Annotated in this window: 19 protein-coding genes and 1 riboswitch; of the genes, 8 read left to right on the forward strand and 11 right to left on the reverse strand. The window is 72.2% G+C overall.

Features of this window, described 5'->3' with window-relative positions; translation table 11 throughout:
• Positions 1–26: 26 nt before the first annotated feature.
• The 7 genes from hisG to ribD form a co-directional block, all read right to left on the reverse strand.
• Positions 27–875 carry an ATP phosphoribosyltransferase gene (gene hisG, locus ACFWBY_RS33320; RefSeq protein ID WP_385340656.1) on the reverse strand — a complete coding sequence of 283 codons (849 nt, stop codon included), beginning with the start codon at positions 873–875 and terminating at the stop codon, positions 27–29.
• 105 nt (positions 876–980) lie between these two features.
• Positions 981–1,262 (reverse strand): phosphoribosyl-ATP diphosphatase, encoded by a 282-nt coding sequence (locus tag ACFWBY_RS33325; protein ID WP_383812494.1) that lies wholly within the window; start codon positions 1,260–1,262, stop codon positions 981–983.
• A 35-nt stretch (positions 1,263–1,297) separates the two neighbouring features.
• The gene (ribH, locus tag ACFWBY_RS33330; RefSeq protein ID WP_384543560.1) at positions 1,298–1,783 is read right to left on the reverse strand and encodes a 6,7-dimethyl-8-ribityllumazine synthase; all 486 of its coding nucleotides are present in this window, start codon (positions 1,781–1,783) and stop codon (positions 1,298–1,300) included.
• Positions 1,784–1,853: 70 nt separating this feature from the next.
• Complete coding sequence (locus tag ACFWBY_RS33335; RefSeq protein ID WP_385340658.1) at positions 1,854–3,158, reverse strand: bifunctional 3,4-dihydroxy-2-butanone-4-phosphate synthase/GTP cyclohydrolase II; 1,305 nt, start codon at positions 3,156–3,158, stop codon at positions 1,854–1,856.
• A complete protein-coding gene (locus tag ACFWBY_RS33340) occupies positions 3,155–3,808 on the reverse strand; it encodes a nicotinamide riboside transporter PnuC (protein ID WP_385340660.1) in 654 nt (217 codons plus the stop codon). The genes ACFWBY_RS33335 and ACFWBY_RS33340 overlap by 4 nt, the downstream gene beginning before the upstream one ends.
• The gene (locus ACFWBY_RS33345) at positions 3,805–4,428 is read right to left on the reverse strand and encodes a riboflavin synthase (protein ID WP_385340662.1); all 624 of its coding nucleotides are present in this window, start codon (positions 4,426–4,428) and stop codon (positions 3,805–3,807) included. The genes ACFWBY_RS33340 and ACFWBY_RS33345 overlap by 4 nt, the downstream gene beginning before the upstream one ends.
• Positions 4,429–5,631: a bifunctional diaminohydroxyphosphoribosylaminopyrimidine deaminase/5-amino-6-(5-phosphoribosylamino)uracil reductase RibD gene (ribD, locus tag ACFWBY_RS33350; protein ID WP_385340664.1), complete on the reverse strand. Its 1,203-nt coding sequence runs from the start codon at positions 5,629–5,631 to the stop codon at positions 4,429–4,431. It abuts the gene before it with no gap.
• Positions 5,632–5,799: 168 nt separating this feature from the next.
• Positions 5,800–5,929: riboswitch (FMN riboswitch) on the reverse strand.
• 368 nt (positions 5,930–6,297) lie between these two features.
• Between ribD and ACFWBY_RS33355 the strand changes: the two genes are divergently transcribed.
• From ACFWBY_RS33355 to ACFWBY_RS33365, 3 genes are all read left to right on the forward strand, one after another.
• The gene (locus ACFWBY_RS33355) at positions 6,298–8,673 is read left to right on the forward strand and encodes a chitinase C-terminal domain-containing protein (protein ID WP_385340666.1); all 2,376 of its coding nucleotides are present in this window, start codon (positions 6,298–6,300) and stop codon (positions 8,671–8,673) included.
• 125 nt (positions 8,674–8,798) lie between these two features.
• Positions 8,799–9,707, forward strand: a complete 909-nt coding sequence (locus ACFWBY_RS33360; RefSeq protein WP_385343545.1) for an RNA polymerase sigma-70 factor — start codon at positions 8,799–8,801, stop codon at positions 9,705–9,707.
• Positions 9,708–9,735: 28 nt separating this feature from the next.
• Complete coding sequence (locus tag ACFWBY_RS33365; RefSeq protein WP_385343504.1) at positions 9,736–10,491, forward strand: SDR family oxidoreductase; 756 nt, start codon at positions 9,736–9,738, stop codon at positions 10,489–10,491.
• 24 nt (positions 10,492–10,515) lie between these two features.
• Here ACFWBY_RS33365 and ACFWBY_RS33370 read toward each other — a convergent pair whose 3' ends face one another.
• Positions 10,516–11,598, reverse strand: a complete 1,083-nt coding sequence (locus tag ACFWBY_RS33370) for an ROK family transcriptional regulator (protein WP_385343548.1) — start codon at positions 11,596–11,598, stop codon at positions 10,516–10,518.
• Between the two features lie 154 nt (positions 11,599–11,752).
• On the opposite strand from ACFWBY_RS33370, the gene ACFWBY_RS33375 reads away from it, so the two are divergent.
• From ACFWBY_RS33375 to ACFWBY_RS33385, 3 genes are all read left to right on the forward strand, one after another.
• A complete protein-coding gene (locus ACFWBY_RS33375; protein WP_385343506.1) occupies positions 11,753–13,000 on the forward strand; it encodes an MFS transporter in 1,248 nt (415 codons plus the stop codon).
• 73 nt (positions 13,001–13,073) lie between these two features.
• Positions 13,074–14,552 (forward strand): uracil-xanthine permease family protein, encoded by a 1,479-nt coding sequence (locus ACFWBY_RS33380; protein ID WP_385343551.1) that lies wholly within the window; start codon positions 13,074–13,076, stop codon positions 14,550–14,552.
• Positions 14,553–14,628: 76 nt separating this feature from the next.
• The gene (locus ACFWBY_RS33385) at positions 14,629–15,279 is read left to right on the forward strand and encodes a DUF5995 family protein (RefSeq protein ID WP_385343509.1); all 651 of its coding nucleotides are present in this window, start codon (positions 14,629–14,631) and stop codon (positions 15,277–15,279) included.
• A gap of 112 nt (positions 15,280–15,391) precedes the next feature.
• Here ACFWBY_RS33385 and ACFWBY_RS33390 read toward each other — a convergent pair whose 3' ends face one another.
• Both ACFWBY_RS33390 and ACFWBY_RS33395 read right to left on the reverse strand, forming a co-directional pair.
• Complete coding sequence (locus tag ACFWBY_RS33390) at positions 15,392–17,089, reverse strand: flavin monoamine oxidase family protein (RefSeq protein ID WP_385343512.1); 1,698 nt, start codon at positions 17,087–17,089, stop codon at positions 15,392–15,394.
• Positions 17,090–17,152: 63 nt separating this feature from the next.
• Positions 17,153–17,953 carry a carbon-nitrogen hydrolase family protein gene (locus ACFWBY_RS33395; protein ID WP_385343514.1) on the reverse strand — a complete coding sequence of 267 codons (801 nt, stop codon included), beginning with the start codon at positions 17,951–17,953 and terminating at the stop codon, positions 17,153–17,155.
• 325 nt (positions 17,954–18,278) lie between these two features.
• On the opposite strand from ACFWBY_RS33395, the gene ACFWBY_RS33400 reads away from it, so the two are divergent.
• Complete coding sequence (locus tag ACFWBY_RS33400; protein WP_385343517.1) at positions 18,279–18,986, forward strand: GNAT family N-acetyltransferase; 708 nt, start codon at positions 18,279–18,281, stop codon at positions 18,984–18,986.
• 233 nt (positions 18,987–19,219) lie between these two features.
• Positions 19,220–19,582: a WhiB family transcriptional regulator gene (locus ACFWBY_RS33405; RefSeq protein WP_385343554.1), complete on the forward strand. Its 363-nt coding sequence runs from the start codon at positions 19,220–19,222 to the stop codon at positions 19,580–19,582.
• Here ACFWBY_RS33405 and ACFWBY_RS33410 read toward each other — a convergent pair.
• Positions 19,560–20,015 (reverse strand): Lrp/AsnC family transcriptional regulator, encoded by a 456-nt coding sequence (locus ACFWBY_RS33410; protein ID WP_385343520.1) that lies wholly within the window; start codon positions 20,013–20,015, stop codon positions 19,560–19,562. The two genes, ACFWBY_RS33405 and ACFWBY_RS33410, sit on opposite strands and share 23 nt — an antisense overlap.
• Positions 20,016–20,020 lie beyond the last annotated feature (5 nt).

The following is a 20,020-nucleotide window of genomic DNA, read 5'->3' on the forward strand; positions in this document are numbered from 1 at the left end:
GGCCGGGGGACCCGCGGGGGCCTGGGTCAGAGGCGGCAGGCGTGGATCGAGGTGGTGAGGATCGCGCGGGCGCCGAGCTCGTACAGGTCGTCCATGATGCGCTGGGCCTCCTTGGCGGGGACCATCGCGCGGACGGCGACCCAGCCCTCGTTGTGCAGCGGGGAGACGGTCGGCGACTCCAGGCCCGGGGTGAGGGAGACGGCTCGCTCCAGGTGCTCGGCGCGGCAGTCGTAGTCCATCATCACGTAGCTGCGGGCCACCAGGACGCCCTGGAGGCGGCGCAGGAACTGCTGGGCCCGCGGGTCCTCGGGGTCGGTGCCGTTGCCGCGGATGACGACGGCCTCGGAGGTCATGATCGGCTCGCCGATGACCTCCAGGCCGGCGTTGCGCAGGCTGGTGCCGGTCTCGACCACGTCGGCGATGATCTGTGCGACGCCGAGCTGGATGGCGGTCTCGACCGCGCCGTCGAGGTGGACGACGGACGCCTCGATGCCCTTGTCGGCGAGGTGCTTGGCGACGATTCCCTCGTACGAGGTCGCGATGGTCATCCCGTGGAAGTCATCGGGGCCCTTCGCGGTGCCGGGGATGGTGGCGTAGCGGAAGGTCGAGCGGCCGAAGTTCAGCGCGAGGATCTCCTCGGCGCTGGCGCCGGAGTCGAGCAGCAGGTCGCGGCCGGTGATGCCGATGTCGAGCTTGCCGGAGGACACGTAGATCGCGATGTCCTTGGGGCGGAGGTAGAAGAACTCCACCTCGTTGTCGGGGTCGACGACCACGAGCTCCTTGGACTCCTTGCGCATCCGGTAGCCGGCCTCATGGAGCATCGCCGACGCCGGTCCGGAGAGTGAACCCTTGTTGGGGACGGCGATGCGCAGCATGGGTCTTCCTTTGGTGCGTAGGGGCGAAAGGGTGTGCTGGTACGGGTACGGGCGCACGGACGCCCCGGCGCCGTTGCGCCGGGGCCCGCGCGGAACTGTTCCGGCCTAGAGGTGCGCGTAGACGTCGTCGAGGGAGATGCCGCGCGCCACCATCATCACCTGGACGTGGTAGAGCAGCTGGGAGATCTCCTCGGCGGCGGCTTCCTTGCCCTCGTACTCGGCGGCCATCCAGACCTCGGCGGCCTCCTCGACGACCTTCTTGCCGATGGCATGGACGCCCTGGGCGACGAGCTCGGCGGTGCGGGAGGTGCTGGGGTCGCCGTTGGCGGCCTTGAGCTGGAGCTCGGTGAAGAGCTCTTCGAAGCTCTTGGGGGGTTTGTTCGCCATGATGGTCCTCAGAATACGGGGTGCGCGGCCGCCGATCAGCGCCAGGGCTCGCTGACGGTGCGCAGGGTCATGGCGGTGGAGACGGCGGCGGTGACCGCTTCGTGCCCCTTGTCCTCGTTCGACCCCTCGAGGCCGGCGCGGTCCAGCGCCTGCTCGTCGTTGTCGCAGGTCAGTACGCCGAAGCCGATGGGGACTCCGGTGTCGATCGACACCTGCACCAGGCCCTGGGTTACGCCCTGGCAGACGTAGTCGAAGTGCGGGGTGCCGCCGCGGATGACCACGCCGAGGGCGACGACGGCATCGTAACCGCGACCGGCCAGTACCTTCGCCACGACCGGGAGCTCGAAGCTGCCCGGGACGCGCAGGAGGGTGGGCTCGTCGATCCCCAGCTCGTGCAGGGCCCGCAGGGCGCCGTCGACCAGGCCGTCCATGACCTTCTCGTGCCACTGGGCCGCGATCACGGCGACTCGCAGGTCTCCGCAGTTCTTCACGCTCAGTTCGGGTGCGCCCTTGCCGCTCACAGCTCTGCTCCTCGGTGTTTCCGTGTTGGTGGGTGAAAGGTGAAGGAAGGTGTGTGGTGGGTGGGTCCGGCTACTGGTTGCCGCAGGCGGACGTGGTGACGGCCGCGTCCAGCCAGGGCAGGTCGTGGCCCATCCGGTCCCGCTTGGTGCGCAGGTAGCGCAGGTTGTGCTCGCCCGCCTCCATGGGCATCGACTCGCGGTCGGAGACCTCGATGCCGTGGCTCACGAGGGCGGCCGCCTTGCCGGGGTTGTTGGTCAGCAGCCGCACGCTGTGGACGCCGAGGTCGGCGAGCATCTGCGCGCCGGCCCCGTAGTCGCGGGCGTCGGCGGGCAGGCCCAGCTCCAGGTTGGCGTCGAGGGTGTCGCGGCCGAGCTCCTGGAGCTCGTAGGCGCGCAGCTTCGACAGCAGTCCGATGCCGCGGCCCTCGTGGCCGCGCAGGTAGACGATCACACCGCGGCCCGCGGCCTGGACGCGTTCCATGGCGGTGTGCAGCTGGGGGCCGCAGTCGCAGCGCTGCGACTGGAAGATGTCTCCGGTCAGGCACTCGGAGTGCATCCGGACCAGGACGTCCTCGCCGTCGCCGATGTCGCCGTGGACCAGGGCGACGTGCTCGACTCCGTCGACGGTGGAGCGGTAGCCGTACGCCGTGAAGTGGCCGAAGGACGTCGGCAGGCTGACCTGGGCCTCGCGGCGCACGGTCGGCTCGGCGGAGCGGCGGTAGGCGACCAGATCCTCGATCGAGATGATCGTCAGGCCGTGCTTGCGGGCGAAGGGGATCAGCTCGGGCAGCCGCAGCATGACGCCGTCCTCGCCGGCGATCTCCACGATGGCGCCGGCCGGGCGCAGGCCCGCGAGGCGGGCGAGGTCGACCGCGGCCTCGGTGTGGCCGTTGCGGACCAGGACGCCGCCGGGCTTGGCGCGCAGCGGGAAGACGTGGCCGGGGCGGACGAAGTCGGCGGGTCCCGAGACCCCGTCGGCGAGCAGCCGCAGGGTCGTGGCGCGGTCGGCGGCCGAGATGCCCGTGGTGACGCCGTGGGCGCCGCTCGCGTCGACGGAGACCGTGAAGGCGGTCTGCATGGACTCGGTGTTGTGCTGGACCATCTGCGGGAGTTCGAGGCGGTCGAGCTCGGGGCCCTCCATCGGGGCGCAGATCAGGCCGCGGCACTCGCTCATCATGAACGCGATGATCTCCGGGGTGGCCTTCTCCGCCGCGATGACGAGGTCGCCCTCGTTCTCGCGGTCCTCGTCGTCCACGACGACCACCGGGCGGCCGGCCGCGATGTCGCGGATGGCCTGCTCGACGGGGTCGAGGCGGAAGGTCTCCTCGGGCTCGACGTCGGGCACGGGCTTCAGGACGGGGTTCAGGGAGGTCATGCCGTTGCTCCTTCCAGAGCCGGGGCGGGGGTGGTGCGCGAGCGCTGGTACCAGTCGTAGGCGCCCCACAGCACGAGGGCGAAGTACACGACGTAGACGAGGCCGGAGAAGGCCAGTCCGCTGTTGAAGGCGAGGGGGACGCCGACCAGGTCGACCAGGAGCCACGCGAACCAGAACTCGACGAGGCCGCGGGCCTGGGCGACCATCGCGACGATGGTGCCGACGAAGATGTAGGCGTCGGCCCAGGGGCTCCAGGACAGGCTCGGGTAGAGGGTGAACAGGCCGCCGACGGCCAGCGTCCCGGCGGCCGCGCCGGCCAGCAGGACGCCGCGTTCCCTCCAGGTGGCGGTGCGGACGGCGATCGAGCCGTCCTGGGCCCGCTTCTTGCCCTTCTGCCAGGCCTGCCAGCCGAAGACGGCCACGCCGATGACGAGGAGCTGCTTGCCGACTCCGCCGGCGAGGTGGGCGGAGGCGTAGGCGCCGACGAGGATCAGGCCGGACAGGAGCTGTGCGGGCCAGGTCCATATGGAGCGGCGCCAGCCCAGGGCGAGGGCGCCCAGGCCCATCAGGTTGCCGATCATGTCGGACCAGATGACCTTCTGGCCGAAGACCTCGAAGGCGTCGGTGTTGAGCCAGGTCAGGGCGCTCACTGGGCCGTCTCCTGAGGGTTCAGCGGGTCGGTGCCGGCGACGAGCAGGCGCTCGACGTACTTGGCGAGGACGTCCACCTCCAGGTTGACCGGGTCGCCGGGCTGCTTGAGGCCCAGCGTGGTCAGCGCGAGGGTGGTGGGGATGAGGCTGATGGTGAACCAGTCGGCCGCGGCCTCGACCACCGTGAGGCTGACGCCGTCGACGGTGATGGACCCCTTCTCCACGACGTAGCGGGAGAGGTTCGCCGGGAGCGCGACCTTGACGAGCTCCCAGTGCTCCGAGGGGGTGCGGGAGAGGATCTCGCCGGTGCCGTCCACGTGGCCCTGGACCAGGTGGCCGCCGAGGCGTCCGCCCAGCGCCATCGGGCGCTCCAGGTTGACCCGGGAACCCGCGCTCAGGGCGCCGAGGCTGGAGCGGTTCAGGGTCTCCTGCATGACGTCGGCGGTGAACTCGCCGTCGGCGCTCTCCACGACGGTCAGGCAGACGCCGTTGACGGCGATGGAGTCGCCGTGCTTGGCGCCCTCGGTGACGAGGGGGCCGCGCAGGCGGAAGCGGGAGGCCTCGGGGAGTTCCTCGACGGCGGTGACTTCGCCCAGTTCTTCGACGATTCCGGTGAACACTCAGTGCTCCTTGAGGGCGGTGTGGGAGGTCAGGAGGGTGGGGACGGGGCGCACCGCGGGTACGGCGGTGACGCGGATGTCCGTGCCGATGCGGGCGGTCTCGGTGATCTCGAGCCGGAGCGCTTCGGTGAGGGTGGAGATGCCGGCGTCGGCCAACGCGTTCGGGCCGGCGCCGAGGAGGACCGGGGCGAGGTAGCCGACGACCTTGTCGACAGCTCCGGCGGCGACGAAGGCACCGGCCAGGGTGGGGCCGCCTTCGAGGAGTACGGAGCGGATGCCGCGCCGGTGGAGTTCGGCGAGCAGGGCGTCGACCGAGATCCCGTACTTGTCGTGGGGCAGGCGGGCCAGCTCCACGCCGGCGAGGTGCCGGGTGTCGGCCTCTTCGGCGACGGCGACCAGGGTGGGTGCCGCGTCGTCGAGGACCCGGGCGGTCGGCCGGATGGTGGCGTGGGTGTCGAGGACGACGCGCAGCGGCTGGTCGGCGGCGGCGAAGCCGTCCCGGCCGCGCACCGCGAGGTGCGGGTCGTCGGCGCGCAGGGTGCCCGAACCGACGACGACGGCGTCGGCCTCGGCGCGCAGCCGGTGGACGTCGGCCCGGGACTCGGGGCAGCTGATCCAGCGGCTGGTGCCGTCCGCGGCGGCGACGCGGCCGTCGAGGGTCGCGGCGTACTTCCACAGGATGTACGGGCGCCCGAGCCGTACGGAGGTCAGCCAGGCGGCGTTGCCCTCTTCGGCCTCGGCGGCCAGCAGCCCGCCCTCGGCGGTGATCCCGGCGGCGCGCAGGGTGTCGGCGCCGCCACTGGCCTGCTGGTTCGGGTCGGCGACGGCGTAGACGACGCGGGCGACGCCGGCCTCGACGAGTGCCTGCGCGCAGGGTCCCGTACGACCGGTGTGGTTGCAGGGTTCGAGGGTGACGTAGGCGGTGCCGCCGCGTGCGGCGGGGCCCGCCGCACGCAGGGCGTGGACCTCGGCGTGCGGGCCGCCGGCCCGCTCGTGCCAGCCCTCGCCCACGACGGTGCCCGCGGCGTCGGTGATCACGCATCCGACGACCGGGTTGGGGCGGGTGGAGCCGATTGCGCGGGCCGCCAGCTCGATGGCACGGGCCATGGCGGACGCGTCGCGGGTGTCTGCGCCGCGGGTGTCCGCGTCGTCGGCACCGTTGACGGGGTTGCCGCTGTCGTGCGCGTCGGCGTGTGTCGCCACCGGGTCCTCCTGCCTCATCGGGCACGGACTCCGGGGCCTGTCGGGATACGACAGATGAAGCGGGTAGCACACGCGGGGACGCCGAGGCCGGAAAACGGTCCGCTCGATCACGCGTCCCGAGGGACACGCCGATGGACCGCCGACGGCGGCGTACCGGTGACTGGCCCGCCGCGCACTGCCTCCCATCCGGACTTTAACCGTCGGTCCAGGAATTTCACCTGGTCAACCGGCCGCTGGCTGCGGACGGGTCGCGGACTATACCGCCGGTTCGGAATTACACCGACCCCGGAGTGCGCTGCTACTGGTACTGGAGCCAGTGTGCCACGGGTGATCGGCGGCCATGCGAGTGAGTCAATGTGGCCTGGGTCACACACCCGGTCACCCTCCGGCGCTGCCCTTGCGCCGTTCGGCCGCCCACGGCCGGCCTGGGGGATCCCGCCCGCGGGGCCGCGCGGCCCCGCCCGGATCCGGATCGGCGGGGGCCGGGGCCGGGGGCCGCCGGGCCTCCACTTTGGTCCAGACCTATTGACGGGTTGGTCTAGTCCTCTTAACGTTCCCCTCGTCTTCCCCGGGAGACAGCCCGTCAGATGTGCGCACGTCACGGGCCAACACGCACCACTTCCATGCCTGTTGTGTCCTGCCATCCTCCCCTCCCCAGGAGGCACAATGCTGTCCCCCACCCGGATGAGAGCCATGCTCCTGACGTCCGGCGCCGCAATCGCCGGCCTGCTGGTAGCGGGCCTCTCGGCAGGCGTCTCGCACGCCGCCGACAACGAGTCCTGTCGCCCCGACGGTCTGTACAAGACCGCGGGCGTCGACGTCCCGTACTGCTCGGTCTACGACACCGAGGGCCGCGAGAAGATGGGCGCCGACCACCAGCGGCGCGTCATCGGCTACTTCACCGGCTGGCGCACGGGCAAGGACGGCACCCCCGCCTACCTGCCCCACAACATCCCGTGGTCCAAGGTCACGCACCTGAACTACGCCTTCGCCCACGTGGGCGGCGACAACAAGATCTCCGTCGGCGCCGACAACGCGAACAACTCCGCCACCGGGATGACCTGGCCGGGCGTCGCGGGCGCCGAGATGGACCCCGCCCTGCCGTACAAGGGCAATTTCAACCTGCTGAACAAATTCAAGAAGCAGAACCCGAACGTCAAGACGCTGATCTCCGTCGGCGGCTGGGCCGAGACCGGCGGCTACTTCGGCGACGACGGCAACCGCGTCGCCTCCGGCGGTTTCTACTCGATGGCCACCAACGCCGACGGCTCGGTCAACCAGGCCGGCGTCGACACCTTCGCGGACTCCTCGGTCGAGTTCATCCGCAAGTACGGGTTCAACGGCGTCGACATCGACTACGAGTACCCGACCACCATGAAGGACGCGGGCAACCCGCTGGACTGGCAGCTGTCCAACGCCCGCCGGGCCGGTCTCGTCAAGGGCTACGACGCCCTGATGAAGAGCCTGCGCGAGAAGCTCGACCGGGCCGGCGCCACCGACGGCAAGCACTACCTGCTGACCGTCGCCGCCCCTTCCTCCGGCTACCTGCTGCGGGGCATGGAGACGTTCCAGATGCAGAAGTACCTGGACTACGTCAACATCATGTCCTACGACCTGCACGGCGCCTGGAACGAGTTCGTCGGCCCGAACGCCTCGCTGTTCGACGACGGCAAGGACGCCGAGCTGGCCGCCGCGAACGTCTACGGCAGCTCGCAGTACGGCGGCGTCGGATACCTCAACACCGACTGGGCCTACCACTACTTCCGCGGCTCCATGCCGGCCGGCCGCATCAACATCGGCCTGCCGTACTACACGCGCGGCCACAAGAACGTGCAGGGCGGCACCGACGGGCTGTGGGGCAAGGCCTCCGCGACCACCTGCCCGGCCGGCGCGGGCCTGACCAAGTGCGGTGACGGCGCGGTCGGCATCGACAACCTGTGGCACGACAAGGACACCAACGGCGTCGAGTCGCCGGCCGGTTCCAACCCGATGTGGCACGCCAAGAACCTGGAGAAGGGGATCGTCGGCGACTACGTCACCAGGTACGGCTTCCCGGCGAACACCACCCTGACCGGCACCTACGTCCGCAAGTACGACGCGACCCTGGTCGCGCCGTGGCTGTGGAACGCGCAGAAGAAGGTCTTCCTCTCCACGGAGGACGAGCAGTCGGTGGCGGCCAAGGCCGATTACGTGGTCGACCGCGGCATCGGCGGCACCATGGTCTGGGAGATGGCCGGCGACTACGGCTGGAACGCCGCCAAGGGCCAGTACGAGATGGGCGACACGCTCACCTCGCTGATGTACGACAAGTTCAAGGCGGCCTCCCCGTACGGCGCCAAGAAGTCCAACGCCGTGCTGCCGACGCAGGCCGTGGACATCAAGACGGAGTTCACCGAGTTCAAGCTGGGCGACTCCAACTACCCGATCACCCCGAAGCTCAAGATCACCAACAACACGCAGGCGACGCTGCCGGGCGGCACGGAGTTCCAGTTCGACTACTCGACCTCGGCTCCGGCCAACGCCTCCGACCAGTCGGGCTTCGGCACCAAGGTGATCAAGAGCGACCACACCGGCGGCAACGCCGGCGGCCTGAAGGGCGACTTCCACCGGGTCTCGCTGAAGCTGCCGGCATGGCAGACGCTGGCCCCGGGCGCCTCGGTCGACCTGGCCTTCAACTACTACCTGCCGGTCTCCACACCCTCCAACTGGACGGTGAACATCTCCGGTACGACGTACGCGCTCGCCGGTGACCTGGCACGCGGCGTCGCCGTGGTCCAGCCTGGCGGCACCACCCCGCCGACCACGACCCCGCCCACGACGACTCCGCCCACGACCACCCCGCCCACCACGACGCCGCCCACGACCACGCCTCCGACGGGTGGCGCCTGCACCGGCCCGGCGTACGTGGCGGGCACGGTCTACAACAGCGGCAGCCTCGTCTCCCACAAGGGCCACCACTGGAAGGCCCAGTGGTGGACGCAGAACGAGGAGCCCGGCAGCACCGGCGAGTGGGGCGTCTGGAAGGACCAGGGCGCCTGCTGACACCCCTGCGGGAACGCCGCACGGATGAAGGACCCCCGTGAAGGGGGAGGCGAGGACCCGGTGGCCCGGCGGCCACCGGGTCCTCGCGCGTGCGTGCGTGAGCCCTCCGTAGGCTGGTCCCCGTGATGGCACACCCCGCCGCCCCCGCCGCGGACTTCGAGGAACACCGGCCGCGGATCTTCGGCATCGCCTACCGCATGCTCGGGTCGGCCGCGGAGGCCGAGGACACCGTCCAGGACGCCTACCTGCGCTGGAACTCGGCCGCCGACCGCGATTCCATCGCGCACCTCGGCGCCTGGCTCGCCAAGGTCGTCACCCGTCTGTGTCTCAACCGGCTCACCTCGGCACGGGCCCGGCGCGAGGAGTACGCGGGCCCGTGGCTGCCGGAACCGGTGCTGACCGGGGACGGGACGCTCGGTCCGCTGGAGTCCGCCGAGCAGCGGGACGGCGTGTCGATGGCGCTGCTGGTGCTGCTGGAGCGGCTCACGCCGGTGGAGCGGGCGGTGTACGTGCTGCGTGAGGCCTTCGCGTACGGCCACCGTGAGATCGCCGGACTCCTGGACCTCTCCGAGGCCAACTGCCGCCAGCTCCACCGGCGGGCGGCCGGACGGCTCGCGGCGCCCGAACGGCGTTTCGCACCGGACCCCGCCCAGTGGCGGAGCCTGGTGGAGACCTTCCTCGCGGCCGCGCGCGGCGGGGAACTGGCGCGGCTGGAGTGCCTGCTCGCGGCCGACGCCCGGTACGTGGGGGACGGCGGCGGCGTCGTCAACTCGGCGCGGCGTCCGGTCGTCGGCCGGGAGGCCGTGGCCCGCTTCCTGCTGGGTGTGCTGCGCAAGTTCGCGGCGGACCTCCCCGTCTCCTGCGCCGAGGTCAACGGCGAACCCGCACTGGTCCTCGGCGAGGCGGCGGTCCTGTTCGTGCGCTTCGAGAACGGGCTGGTCAGCGGATTGTGGACGGTGCTCAACCCGGAGAAGCTGGGATTCCTCCGGCGCCAGTTGTCACATTCCGGGGGCCTGTCCGGTCCCAGCTGGTGAACCCACTCTTCAGCGAAGGACGGACACCATGAGCAGCGAGCACCCCATCCTCGTGACCGGCGGCACCGGAAACCTGGGCGCGTCGGTCGTACGGCGCCTGCGGGACGCGGGCCACGAGGTGCGCGTCCTGAGCCGGCACTCCGCCGACCACCCCGTCGACCTGCGCGACGGCAGCGGGCTGGACGCCGCGATGGCCGGCGTGCGGGTCGTCGTGCACTGCGCGAGCAGCCCGAGCGGCGGTGACGAGGTAGCCGCGGGACACCTGGTCGCGGCGGCGCGGCGGGCCGGAACCGTCACGAACATCGTCTACATCTCGATCGTCGGGGTGGACGTGGTGCCGCTCGGCTACTACAGGGCGAAGCTGGAGGTCGAAGGCATCCTGGAGCGGTCGGGGCTCGGCGTGACGATCCTGCGCACGACGCAGTTCCACGACCTGGTGGCGCGGCTGGTGGGAACGGCGGCGAAGGTCCCGGTGGTGGCGCCGCTGCCCAGCGGCGTCCGGGTGCAGCCGATCGCGGTCGAGGAGGTCGCGGCACGGCTGGCGGAGCTGGCGGTCCCGGCCCCGGCCGGCCGGGTCGCGGACATGGGCGGCCCGGAGATCCGCACGCTGGCCGAGCTGGGCCGCGCGTACCTGGCGGCGACCGGCCGACGGCGGCGGGTGGTGCCCCTGCCGCTCGCCGGGAAGGCCTACGCGGGCTTCAAGCGGGGCGGGCACCTGACGCCCGCGCACGCCGTGGGCACGGTGACCTTCGCCGAGTTCCTCGCGGGGGCTGACGGCCGCTGAGGGCCCGGCCGATCCGGGGTCGGCTCAGCCGAACAGCACCGCCTGGACCGCCTCGCGGGCGGCCAGGCGGGCTCCCGTGAGGACCGCGGGATCCCCGAGGGCGGTCGCCCGGACCTCCGTGGGGACCGGGGACATCGCGGCGAGGCGGCCCGCGACCCGGTCCGCGAGGGCCGCGCCCCCCGCGCGGCCGAGTTCGCCGCCGAGCACGACGCAGCCGGGGTCCAGGAGGGCCGCGACGGCCGCCGCGCCCAGCGCGAGCCGGTCGGCCAGGGCGTCCAGGAAGGCGTCGCCCGCCGCGCCCGCGGCCGCTTCCTCCACCGGGCCGTGGAATCCGTACGAGGCCGCGAGGGCGGCCACGGCGTCGCGCCCGGCCAGCGAGTTGAAGCCGCCCGCGCAGTCCGTGGCCGATGGCAGCCCGTTCGGGCCGGGCACCGGCAGGAAGCCGATCTCGCCCGCCCCGCCGGAGGCGCCGCGGCGCAGCCTGCCGTCCAGGACCACCGCGGCGCCGACCCCTTCGCTGAGCCACAGCAGTACGAAGGACTCCACGTCCCGCGCCGCCCCGACCCGCTGCTCGGCGAGGGCCGCCAGATTCGTCTCGTTCTCGACCACGACCACCGCCGGCAGCCGCCGCTGCAGGGCCGCCACCAGGTCCCGGTGCCAGGCCGGCAGCCCGATGGTGTTGCCGAGTTCGCCGCTGCCGGGCGCCACCAGTCCCGGCGCGCCGATCACCACCGTGTGCAGCCGGTCAGCGCCCGCCTCCCGCGCGAGCTCCTCCAGCCGGTCCACCGCTTCGTCCACGGCGTCCACCGGCAGCGCCGCCTGCGCCAGCGGCCGCCCGAGGAGGTCGGCTACGACCGCCGTCGCGCTGTCCGTCCGGACGTCGAGCGCCGCGAGGTAGGCGCGCCGCGCGACGATCCCGTACAGCCGGGCGTTGGGTCCGCGCCGCTGTTCGCCGGATTCCCCGACGACCTCGATCAGTCCCGCCCGGGTGAGCCGCTCGACGAGGTCGGCGACGGAGGGGCGGGACAGGCCGGTGAGCTTCTTGAGCTGGGTGGCCGTCAGGGCGCCCTCGTCCTGGAGCAGCCCCAGGGCGAGCCGGTCGTTGATGGCCCGGGCCGTGCTCGGGGAGGCCGGCGACGGGGACGGGCCGGGGGCCGGGGCGTCGGCGGCGCGGGTCGGGGCGTTGGCGGGAGTCACGGCGTCATCTTAAGAGCTCCCCGGGCATTAACTATCAGGCAGGGTCCCTGATAGTTTGTGCGTCATGACCGGGGAACCCGACCTCAGCCCGGCGCGACTGCGCCATGCCCGCTTCGCCGTCGCCGGCGTCTTCTGCGCACACGGCGCGGTCACCGGCTCCTTCGCCACCCGCATCCCCTGGATCCAGGACCACGCGCAGCTCAGCGCGGGCACCCTGGGCCTGGCCCTCGCCTTCCCCGCCCTCGGCGCCGCGCTGGCGATGCCGCTGGCCGGGCGGATCAACCACCGCCTCGGCGCGCGCACCGCGCTGCGGCTGCTGCTGGCCCTGTGGACGCTCTCGCTCGCCCTGCCGAGCCTCGCCCCGAACCTGGCGACCCTCTGCTTCGCCCTCTTCGTCTACGGAGCCACGGCCGGCATGTCCGACGTGGCGATGAACGCGCTGGGCGTGGAGACCGAGAACCGGCTGAATCGCTCGATCATGTCCTCCCTGCACGGCATGTGGAGCGTGGGCGCCCTGATCGGCTCGGCCGCCGGAACGGTCGCCGCGCACACCGGCGCCGACGCCCGCCTCCACCACCTGATCGCCGCGCTCGCCCTGACGGCGGCCGGGCTGTTCGCCGTACGGGGGGTGCTGGACCTGCGCACCGACGGGGACGGCGAGGCGCCGCCGCACTTCGCACTGCCGCCCAAGTCCGCGCTGTTCATCGGGGCGATCGGCTTCTGCGCGGTCTTCGCCGAGGGTGCGAGCATGGACTGGTCGGCGGTGTACCTGCGGGACGTGCTGCACACGGACGCCGGGCTCGCCGCGGCCTCCACCACCGCCTTCGCGCTCACCATGGCGCTGGCCCGGCTCGCCGGGGACAGGGTCGTGGACCGGTTCGGGCCGGTGCGCACGGTCCGCGCGGGCGGGGTACTGGCCACCGCGGGCGGGATCCTGGTGGTCACGGTGCGCAGTCCGGGGGCGGCCCTGGCCGGCTTCGGGCTGATCGGACTCGGCATCGCCGTGGTGGTCCCGCTGGCCTTCGCGGCCGCCGCGCGCAGCGGTCCGGCCCCGGCGCAGGCCATCGCGGGTGTCGCGACGATCACGTACACCTCGGGGCTGATCGCCCCGTCGGCGATCGGCGCGGTGGCCGACGCGACCTCGCTGGTGGTGTCGTTCGGCCTGGTCACGCTGCTGGCGTTCGCGCTGATCGCGGGGGCGGCCGTACTGCGGTCCCGGCCGGTGGCGGCCGCGAGCGGTGCGGAGCCGCCGCCGGGGGCCGACCCTGCCGGCGCCGTCAACCAGGACGAACCCGCCGCTATCCAGCCGTAACATGGCGCCCGGTGCCTGGCCGCCCGCGGCCACGTAGCCCTACCGGACCTTGACGAACGAAAAGCGGTGGAACATGGGCCTCGGCGTGCGCTGGACCCTGCACGGAGACGGGCGGACCCCGGCTCCCGGCGCGGTGGTGCGGCCGGAGGAGCGGCTGTCGTGGCCGCGGACCGCCGGGCTGGGCGCCCAGCACGTCGTGGCGATGTTCGGGGCGAGTTTCGTCGCCCCGGTCCTCATGGGCCTGGACCCGAACCTCGCCATCATGATGTCGGGCGTCGCCACCGTCATCTTCCTGCTCGCGACGCGCGGCCGGGTCCCCTCCTACCTGGGCTGCTCGCTCTCCTTCGTGGGCGTCGCGGCCGCCATCAGGGCGGGCGGCGGGAACAGCGCGACGGTCACGGGCGCGGTGTTCGTGGTCGGCGCGGCGCTGTTCCTGGCCGGTCTGGCCGTCCAGCGGTTCGGGGCGCGGATCATCCACGCGGCGATGCCGCCGGTGGTGACCGGCGCGGTCGTGATGCTGATCGGCTTCAACCTGGCGCCCGTGACGGCGTCCACGTACTGGCCGCAGGACCAGTGGACGGCGCTGCTGACCATGATGTTCACCGGGCTGGCCGTGGTCTGCCTGCCGGGCTTCTGGTCGCGGATCGCGATCTTCCTCGGCCTGATCTTCGGGTACGGCATCTCCTGGCTGTTCGACCTGCTCTTCGGCAAGATCCACTCCACGGCGGGCGGGACGGCGGCCGTCGACCACTGGCGGCTCGACCTGTCCGCGGTCTCCGAGGCCGACTGGATCGGGCTGCCGGCCTTCCACGCGCCGGCCTTCGAGTGGTCGGCGATCCTGATCGCCCTGCCGGTCGTCATCGCGCTGATCGCGGAGAACGCCGGACACATCAAGGCCGTCGGCGAGATGACCGGCGACCCGCTCGACGACAAGCTCGGCACCGCCATCGCGGCCGACGGCGCCGCGTCGATGCTCTCCACCGCGGTCGGCGGCCCGCCGAACACCACGTACTCCGAGAACATCGGCGTCATGGCCGCCACCCGCGTCTACTCCACGGCGGCCTACTGGGCCGCGGCCGGCTTCGCGCTCCTCTTCGGCCTGTGCCCCAAGTTCGGCGCGGTCGTCGCCGCGATCCCCGGCGGGGTGCTGGGCGGCATCACCGTGATCCTGTACGGCATGATCGGCCTGCTCGGCGCGCAGATCTGGATCAACGGCGGGGTGGACCTGCGCAACCCGCTGAACCTGGTGCCGGCCGCGGCGGGCATCATCATCGGCATCGGCGGGGTCAAGCTGGACATCACCGACAGCTTCGAGCTGGGCGGGATCGCACTCGGCACGATCGTCGTCATGGTCGGCTACCACGTCCTGCGGTACTTCGCCCCCGCGCACCTGAAGCGGCAGGAGCCGCTGCTCGACGCCGGCACCTCCGACTACGACGAGGGCGAGGGCGAGGGCGGGGACGACGGCGGCGGGGACGGGGACGGGGACGGGGCCGGTAGGAACGGCCGGCCCTCCGGGACCGTCGAAGACTCCGGGGACAAGCGGGGTTGACGCGGTTTCGCCCGAACCGGCGAAGCGTACGGCCAAGTTCCCCTGATCCCGGCCCGCGGCTGGGACGCTGCCTCCCATGGTCCCCATGGAAGCGGTGCTGGCGCGGATGCGCGCCCTGGACGAGCGGCTCCCCGAGCGCGACGGCGTCGCCGTCTTCAACCGGGTGTACCTCACGGTGACCCAGACGCTCCACGAGCGGATCGCGTACGGGGCCTTCCCCTCGCCGCGCAGGGCGCAGACGCTCAGCGTCCGCTTCGCCGAGCGCTATCTCACGGCGGTGGAGACGGACCGGGCCCCGGCGTGCTGGCGGCCGCTGCTGCAGTACCGCCGCCATCCGGGAATCCGGCCGCTCCAGCACGCGCTGGCCGGGATCAACGCGCACATCGGCCACGACCTGGCACTGGCGGTGGTCTCCACGTGCCGCTCCCTGGAGTGCGAGCCGGCCGCGCTCGAAGCGGACTTCGACCGGGTCGGCGACACCCTGGTGTCCCTGGAGGAGCACATCCGGGAGGACCTGATGCCCGGTCCGGACGTCCTGGAGATCGCGGACCCGCTGACGCACCTGCTGGGCGCCTGGAGCCTGGAACGGGCCCGGGCGGGAGCCTGGGCCTCGGCCCGACTGCTGTGGTCGCTGCGCCGCTCCCCCGATCTGGCCGAGGAGTTCACCGAATCCCTCGACGCGGGCGTCGGCCTGGTGGGCCGCTGCCTACTGACCCCGACGGGCTGAGACCGGGCCGCCAGGGCGGGCACGGCCCGGGCGTGAGAACGGGCCGCCGCCGCGTTCGTGCGCGGGGGCGGCCCGTGGTCGGGGGGGGCCGTGGGGCAGGGGCCCGGGAGGGTCAGTCCTCGGGGAGTTCGACCGGGGCGATCTCGTCGTAGACGTCGCCCGGGCCCGGGTTGGTGGAGTCCGTGGAACCGCCGAGGTGGTGCATCACGCCCCAGACCGCGTTCAGCGCCGTCTGGACGGCGCCCTCCGCCCAGCCGGCCGTCCAGGAGATGTCGTCGCCCGCGAGGAAGATGCCGCGCTTGTCCTCGGGGAGGCGGTCCTGCATGAAGTGGGTGAACAGGCGCCGCTGGTAGCGGTAGTGGCCCGGCAGGTTGGCCTTGAACGCGCCCATGAAGTAGGGCTCGTTCTCCCACGACACGGTCACCGGGTTGCCGATGACGTGGCGGCGGATGTCCACCTTGGGGTAGATCTCGCCGAGGGACTTCAGCATGACCTCCATCCGCTCGTTCGCGGACAGCGGCAGCCACTTCAGGCTGTCGTCGCACCACGTGTACGAGAGGCAGATGACGGCGGGCTTGTCCGGCCCGTTGTCCAGGAGGTACGTACCGCGGGTCATGCGGTCGGTCAGGGTCATCGACATGACGTCGCGGCCCGTGTCCTCGTCCTTGTCCAGCCAGAACGGCCGGTCCACGGGGATGAAGAGCTTGGACGACTCCATGTAGTGGGTCCGCTCGATCGCCGTCCAGTGGTCGATCGGGAAGAGCGAGTCGTCGCACGCGATCTTGGACAGGAGCATCCACGACTGGGCCGTGAAGATCGCCGCGCGGTAGGTGCGGATGTCGCCCGAGGCGTCCGTCACCGTGATGCGGTTGCCGGCCGTGCGGTGCAGGCGGGTCACGGCCGGACGCGGCGCGCCGCCGTGGAGCGAGGAGAGGGAGGTGCCCTGCGCCCAGTGGACGATCTTCTCGGGCTCGCGGTCCCACATGCGCAGCGGAAGCTGCTGCGAGCCGCCCACGATGCCGCGGTGGTGGTCGTCGGCCTCGGTGTAGACGACGCGCAGGATCTCCAGGATCGAGTTCGGGAAGTCGGTGTCCCAGCCGCCCGTGCCGAAGCCGACCTGGCCGAAGATCTCGCGCTTGCGGAAGGACTTGAAGGCCTCGGACTTGCAGAGGAACCCGTAGAAGGTCTCGTCGTCGAGCTTCTCGACGAGCTTCGCCCAGATCTCGCGGATGCGCGGGACGTCCCGCTCGCGCATCGCGGTGTTCATGTCGGAGAAGTCGGCGCCCTCGTCGAGGCAGTCGTTCCACGCGGCGGCCACGTCGCGGTAGATCTGCGGGAGGTCGGCGATGGTCTCGGCGTAGTGGGTCTCGCCCTTGAGGTCGACGACCGTCGAGGGGGTTGCCTCGGCGAGCGGGTTCGGGAAGGGCTCGGTGACCAGGCCGACGAGGTCGATGTAGTGCTGGAGTGCGGTGGAGGACGGCGGGAAGCGCATGGCGCCCATCTCCGCGGTCAGTTCCTCGGTGCCCGCGCCTTCGAAGCCGACGGTGCGCAGCCGGCCGCCGATCTGGTCCGCCTCGTACACGACGGGCTTGAGGCCCATCTTCATCAGCTCGTACGCCGAGATGATGCCGGACAGCCCGCCGCCGATGACGGCGACCTCGGTTCCGTGCTCGGTCGCCGGTATCTGGCCGAGGCCCGCCGGGTGGGCGAGGAAGTCGTCGTACGCGTAGGGGAAGTCCGGACCGAACATCGTGATCGGCGGCTGACCGTCGCTGTGCGGGACGGCGGTGGTGGGCACCGTGGACGTCATGGGGTACGACTCCTAGCGGGTGGGGCAGGGGGGAAGGGCAAGCGGGGGGCGGCGCGGCCGCGGTCAGACGAGGGAGGCGTACAGGCCGGGGCGGCGGTCGCGCAGGTACGGGTTGGTCTCGCGCGAGACGCGCAGCAGCTCGGGGTCGGCCTCGCCGAACACCAGCTCCTCGCCGCGGCCGGCCCGGGTCCGGGTGACGCCGTCGGGGCTCGCCAGGCAGCTCAGGCCGACGAACTCGAACTCGCCCTCGGGGCCGGTCCGGTTGACGTACGCGATGTACATCTGGTTCTCGAAGGCCCGTACGGGGACGAGCTGTTCGGCGACGAACTGGAACGGGTGCATCTGCGCGGTCGGCACCAGGAGGAGGTCGGTGCCGGCGAGCGCGTGCGCCCGTACGTTCTCGGGGAACTCCACGTCGTAGCAGATCATGACGCCGACGCGGAGACCGTGCAGGTCCGCCTGGACGACGGCGGTGTCGCCGGGGGTGAAGGCGTCCTGCTCGAAGCAGCCGAAGAGGTGGGTCTTGCGGTAGTTCGCCAGCCGCTCCCCGTCGGGACCGATGAGCTGCGCCGCGTTGTAGACGGCCTCGCCGTCCCGCTCGGGGTAGCCGTAGAGCACGGCCACGCCGTGGCGGCGGGCGATCTCGCCGATGGCGCGCGCGGACATGCCGTCGGCCGGTTCGGCGAGCCGGGCGATGTCCTCGATCTCCAGCGCGTAGCCGGTCAGGAACATCTCCGAGGTCACGAGGATCCCGGCCTCCGCCTGCGCGGCGCGGGCCACTGCCTCGTCGAGCGCCTTCAGGTTGTCGGCGGTGTCGCCGAGCCGTCCGGAGCTCTGCAGGAGGGCGGTGCGCAGCGGGGGCATGGGCGTACCTCTGTGACAGAAGGGGTGGGGGTTCCTTCAACGGTACGTTCGCGCGTTCGACGCCGACAAGCCGTGACCGTTGCGCTCCGCAACGATTCGTTGCGTGTTGCGGGACCGGTGCGGCGATTCGTTGCGCGCGGGCGCCGTTCGAAGGTCCCGGGACCGGCTCGGGCGGGAGGGGACGCGGGTGGTGTGACGAGCCGGCCCACCGGGTCCACCGGGTCCTTATCGTCTCGCGGGCCCCGGTTAGGCTGGCGATGATCACAAGGTCACGCCGCCGCCCGGGCCGTCCGGACCGCCCGCGCCGTACGGAGGAATCACCCCCATGTCCCGTGAGTCCCGGCCCGACGCGGTCCTCGACAATCCCGTCTGGGCCGCGCTCGACGGCCCGCACCGGGGCTTCGCCGAGACCGGCCCCGCCGGGCTGGCCGCCCGCTACGCCTCCGGCGTGTCGCCCTTCGGCGCGCTCTGCGATCCCGAGGACCCGCACGCCTGGGCCGATCTGGCCGCGCTCGTCGGCCCCGGGCAGGAGGTCTGGCTGACCGGCCTGCCGACGCCGCCGGCCGGCTGGGAGACCCTGTTGTCCCTGCCGGGCGTGCAGCTGGACGGCCGGCCGGTGCGGGGCGAGGAGGAGCCCGAGGCGGTGCTGCTGGGCCCCGCCGACGTGCCGGAGATGATGGAGCTGGTGGGGCTGACCAGGCCCGGCCCGTTCGGCGACCGCACCATCGAGCTGGGCACGTACCTCGGGATCCGCCGCGGTGGCCGGCTCGTCGCGATGGCCGGTGAGCGGATGCGCCCGCCGGGCTGGTCGGAGATCAGCGCGGTGTGCACGCACCCCGGGTACCGGGGCCAGGGGCTGGCCGGGCGGCTGATCCGCGCGGTCGTGGCCGCCGTCGAGGAGCGCGGCGACAGCCCGTTCCTGCACGCGGCCGCTTCGAACACCTCGGCCATCGGGTTGTACGAGGCGATGGGCTTCACCCTGCGCCGGGAGCCGCTCTTCATCGGGCTGCGCACACCGGGCAGGGAGGACTGACCGACCGGTCGAGGCGGGTTGCCGCGGAGCGACCGACCCGGTCGAGGCGGGTTGCCACCGGGCGCGGGACCGTTCCGGGCCGGGCGGCAGAGATCCGTGTGTGGCACAAAGACCTTCGCGCACGGAGGGTTTGGCACTGCGCGGAGCGGTCACACGCGGAAGAGAGCGTCGACCGCAACGCGAAGGGAAAGAAACACATGACCGGCAGGAACGCCCAGACCGCCACGCCCCCCGTGTCCCCCGCGTCTCACGGGACACCCAAGGCCGACGTGACCCGGTTGCCCGGTTCCGCCCTCCACCATTGGCAGTGGCAGTCGCGCGCGGCCTGCCGCGACCTGGGTTCGACCCGGTTCTTCCACCCGGCCGGTGAGCGGGGTGAGGACCGGGAGCAGCGCGACGCGGCCGCGAAGCGGGTCTGCGCCGGCTGCCCGGTCCGCGCGGCCTGCCTGGACTACGCCCTGCGCACGAAGGAGCCCTTCGGCGTGTGGGGCGGCCTGACCGAGGAGGAGCGCCGCGCGCTCCCCCGCCCTGTCCGGGGCGGGAGGAGTGCGGCGACCGTGCCGGACCGGGAGGCTACGCCGGCGCACCGGATGTGAAGCGGCGCAGCAGCGGGGACAGGACGAGGACCGATTTGGTGCGCTCCACGAAGGGCTCGCCCGCGATCCGCTCCAGGACCCGCTCGAAGTGCCTCATGTCGGAGGCGAAGATCTGGACGAGGGCGTCCGCGTCGCCGGTGACGGTCGACGCGGACACCACCTCGGGGTAGCGCTCCAGCCCGCGCCGGATGTCGTCCGGCGAGGTGTTGTGACGGCAGTACATCTCGATGAAGCCCTCGGTCTCCCAGCCCATGGCGGCGGGGTCCACGCGGACCGTGAAGCCGGTGATGGTCCCCTCGGCGCGCAGCCGGTCCACGCGCCTCTTCACGGCGGGGGCGGAGAGACCGACCTCGGAGCCGATGTCCGCGTAGGAGCGGCGGGCGTCTTCGGCGAGGGCGTGCACGATGCGTTCGTCGAGATCGTTCAGTCGCACGGGGT

Source organism: Streptomyces sp. NPDC060049, assembly GCF_042736715.1.
Classification (GTDB): Bacteria; Actinomycetota; Actinomycetes; order Streptomycetales; family Streptomycetaceae; genus Streptomyces.

What these genes read in the sequence shown, in the direction of transcription:
- hisG (WP_385340656.1), bottom strand. Translation starts at nt 875, where the DNA reads ATGCTGCGCATCGCCGTCCCCAACAAGGGTTCACTCTCCGGACCGGCG.
- ACFWBY_RS33325 (WP_383812494.1), bottom strand. Translation starts at nt 1,262, where the DNA reads ATGGCGAACAAACCCCCCAAGAGCTTCGAAGAGCTCTTCACCGAGCTC.
- ACFWBY_RS33335 (WP_385340658.1), bottom strand. Translation starts at nt 3,158, where the DNA reads ATGACCTCCCTGAACCCCGTCCTGAAGCCCGTGCCCGACGTCGAGCCC.
- ACFWBY_RS33355 (WP_385340666.1), top strand. Translation starts at nt 6,298, where the DNA reads ATGCTGTCCCCCACCCGGATGAGAGCCATGCTCCTGACGTCCGGCGCC.
- ACFWBY_RS33360 (WP_385343545.1), top strand. Translation starts at nt 8,799, where the DNA reads ATGGCACACCCCGCCGCCCCCGCCGCGGACTTCGAGGAACACCGGCCG.
- ACFWBY_RS33365 (WP_385343504.1), top strand. Translation starts at nt 9,736, where the DNA reads ATGAGCAGCGAGCACCCCATCCTCGTGACCGGCGGCACCGGAAACCTG.
- ACFWBY_RS33375 (WP_385343506.1), top strand. Translation starts at nt 11,753, where the DNA reads ATGACCGGGGAACCCGACCTCAGCCCGGCGCGACTGCGCCATGCCCGC.
- ACFWBY_RS33380 (WP_385343551.1), top strand. Translation starts at nt 13,074, where the DNA reads ATGGGCCTCGGCGTGCGCTGGACCCTGCACGGAGACGGGCGGACCCCG.
- ACFWBY_RS33385 (WP_385343509.1), top strand. Translation starts at nt 14,629, where the DNA reads ATGGTCCCCATGGAAGCGGTGCTGGCGCGGATGCGCGCCCTGGACGAG.
- ACFWBY_RS33390 (WP_385343512.1), bottom strand. Translation starts at nt 17,089, where the DNA reads ATGACGTCCACGGTGCCCACCACCGCCGTCCCGCACAGCGACGGTCAG.
- ACFWBY_RS33395 (WP_385343514.1), bottom strand. Translation starts at nt 17,953, where the DNA reads ATGCCCCCGCTGCGCACCGCCCTCCTGCAGAGCTCCGGACGGCTCGGC.
- ACFWBY_RS33400 (WP_385343517.1), top strand. Translation starts at nt 18,279, where the DNA reads ATGTCCCGTGAGTCCCGGCCCGACGCGGTCCTCGACAATCCCGTCTGG.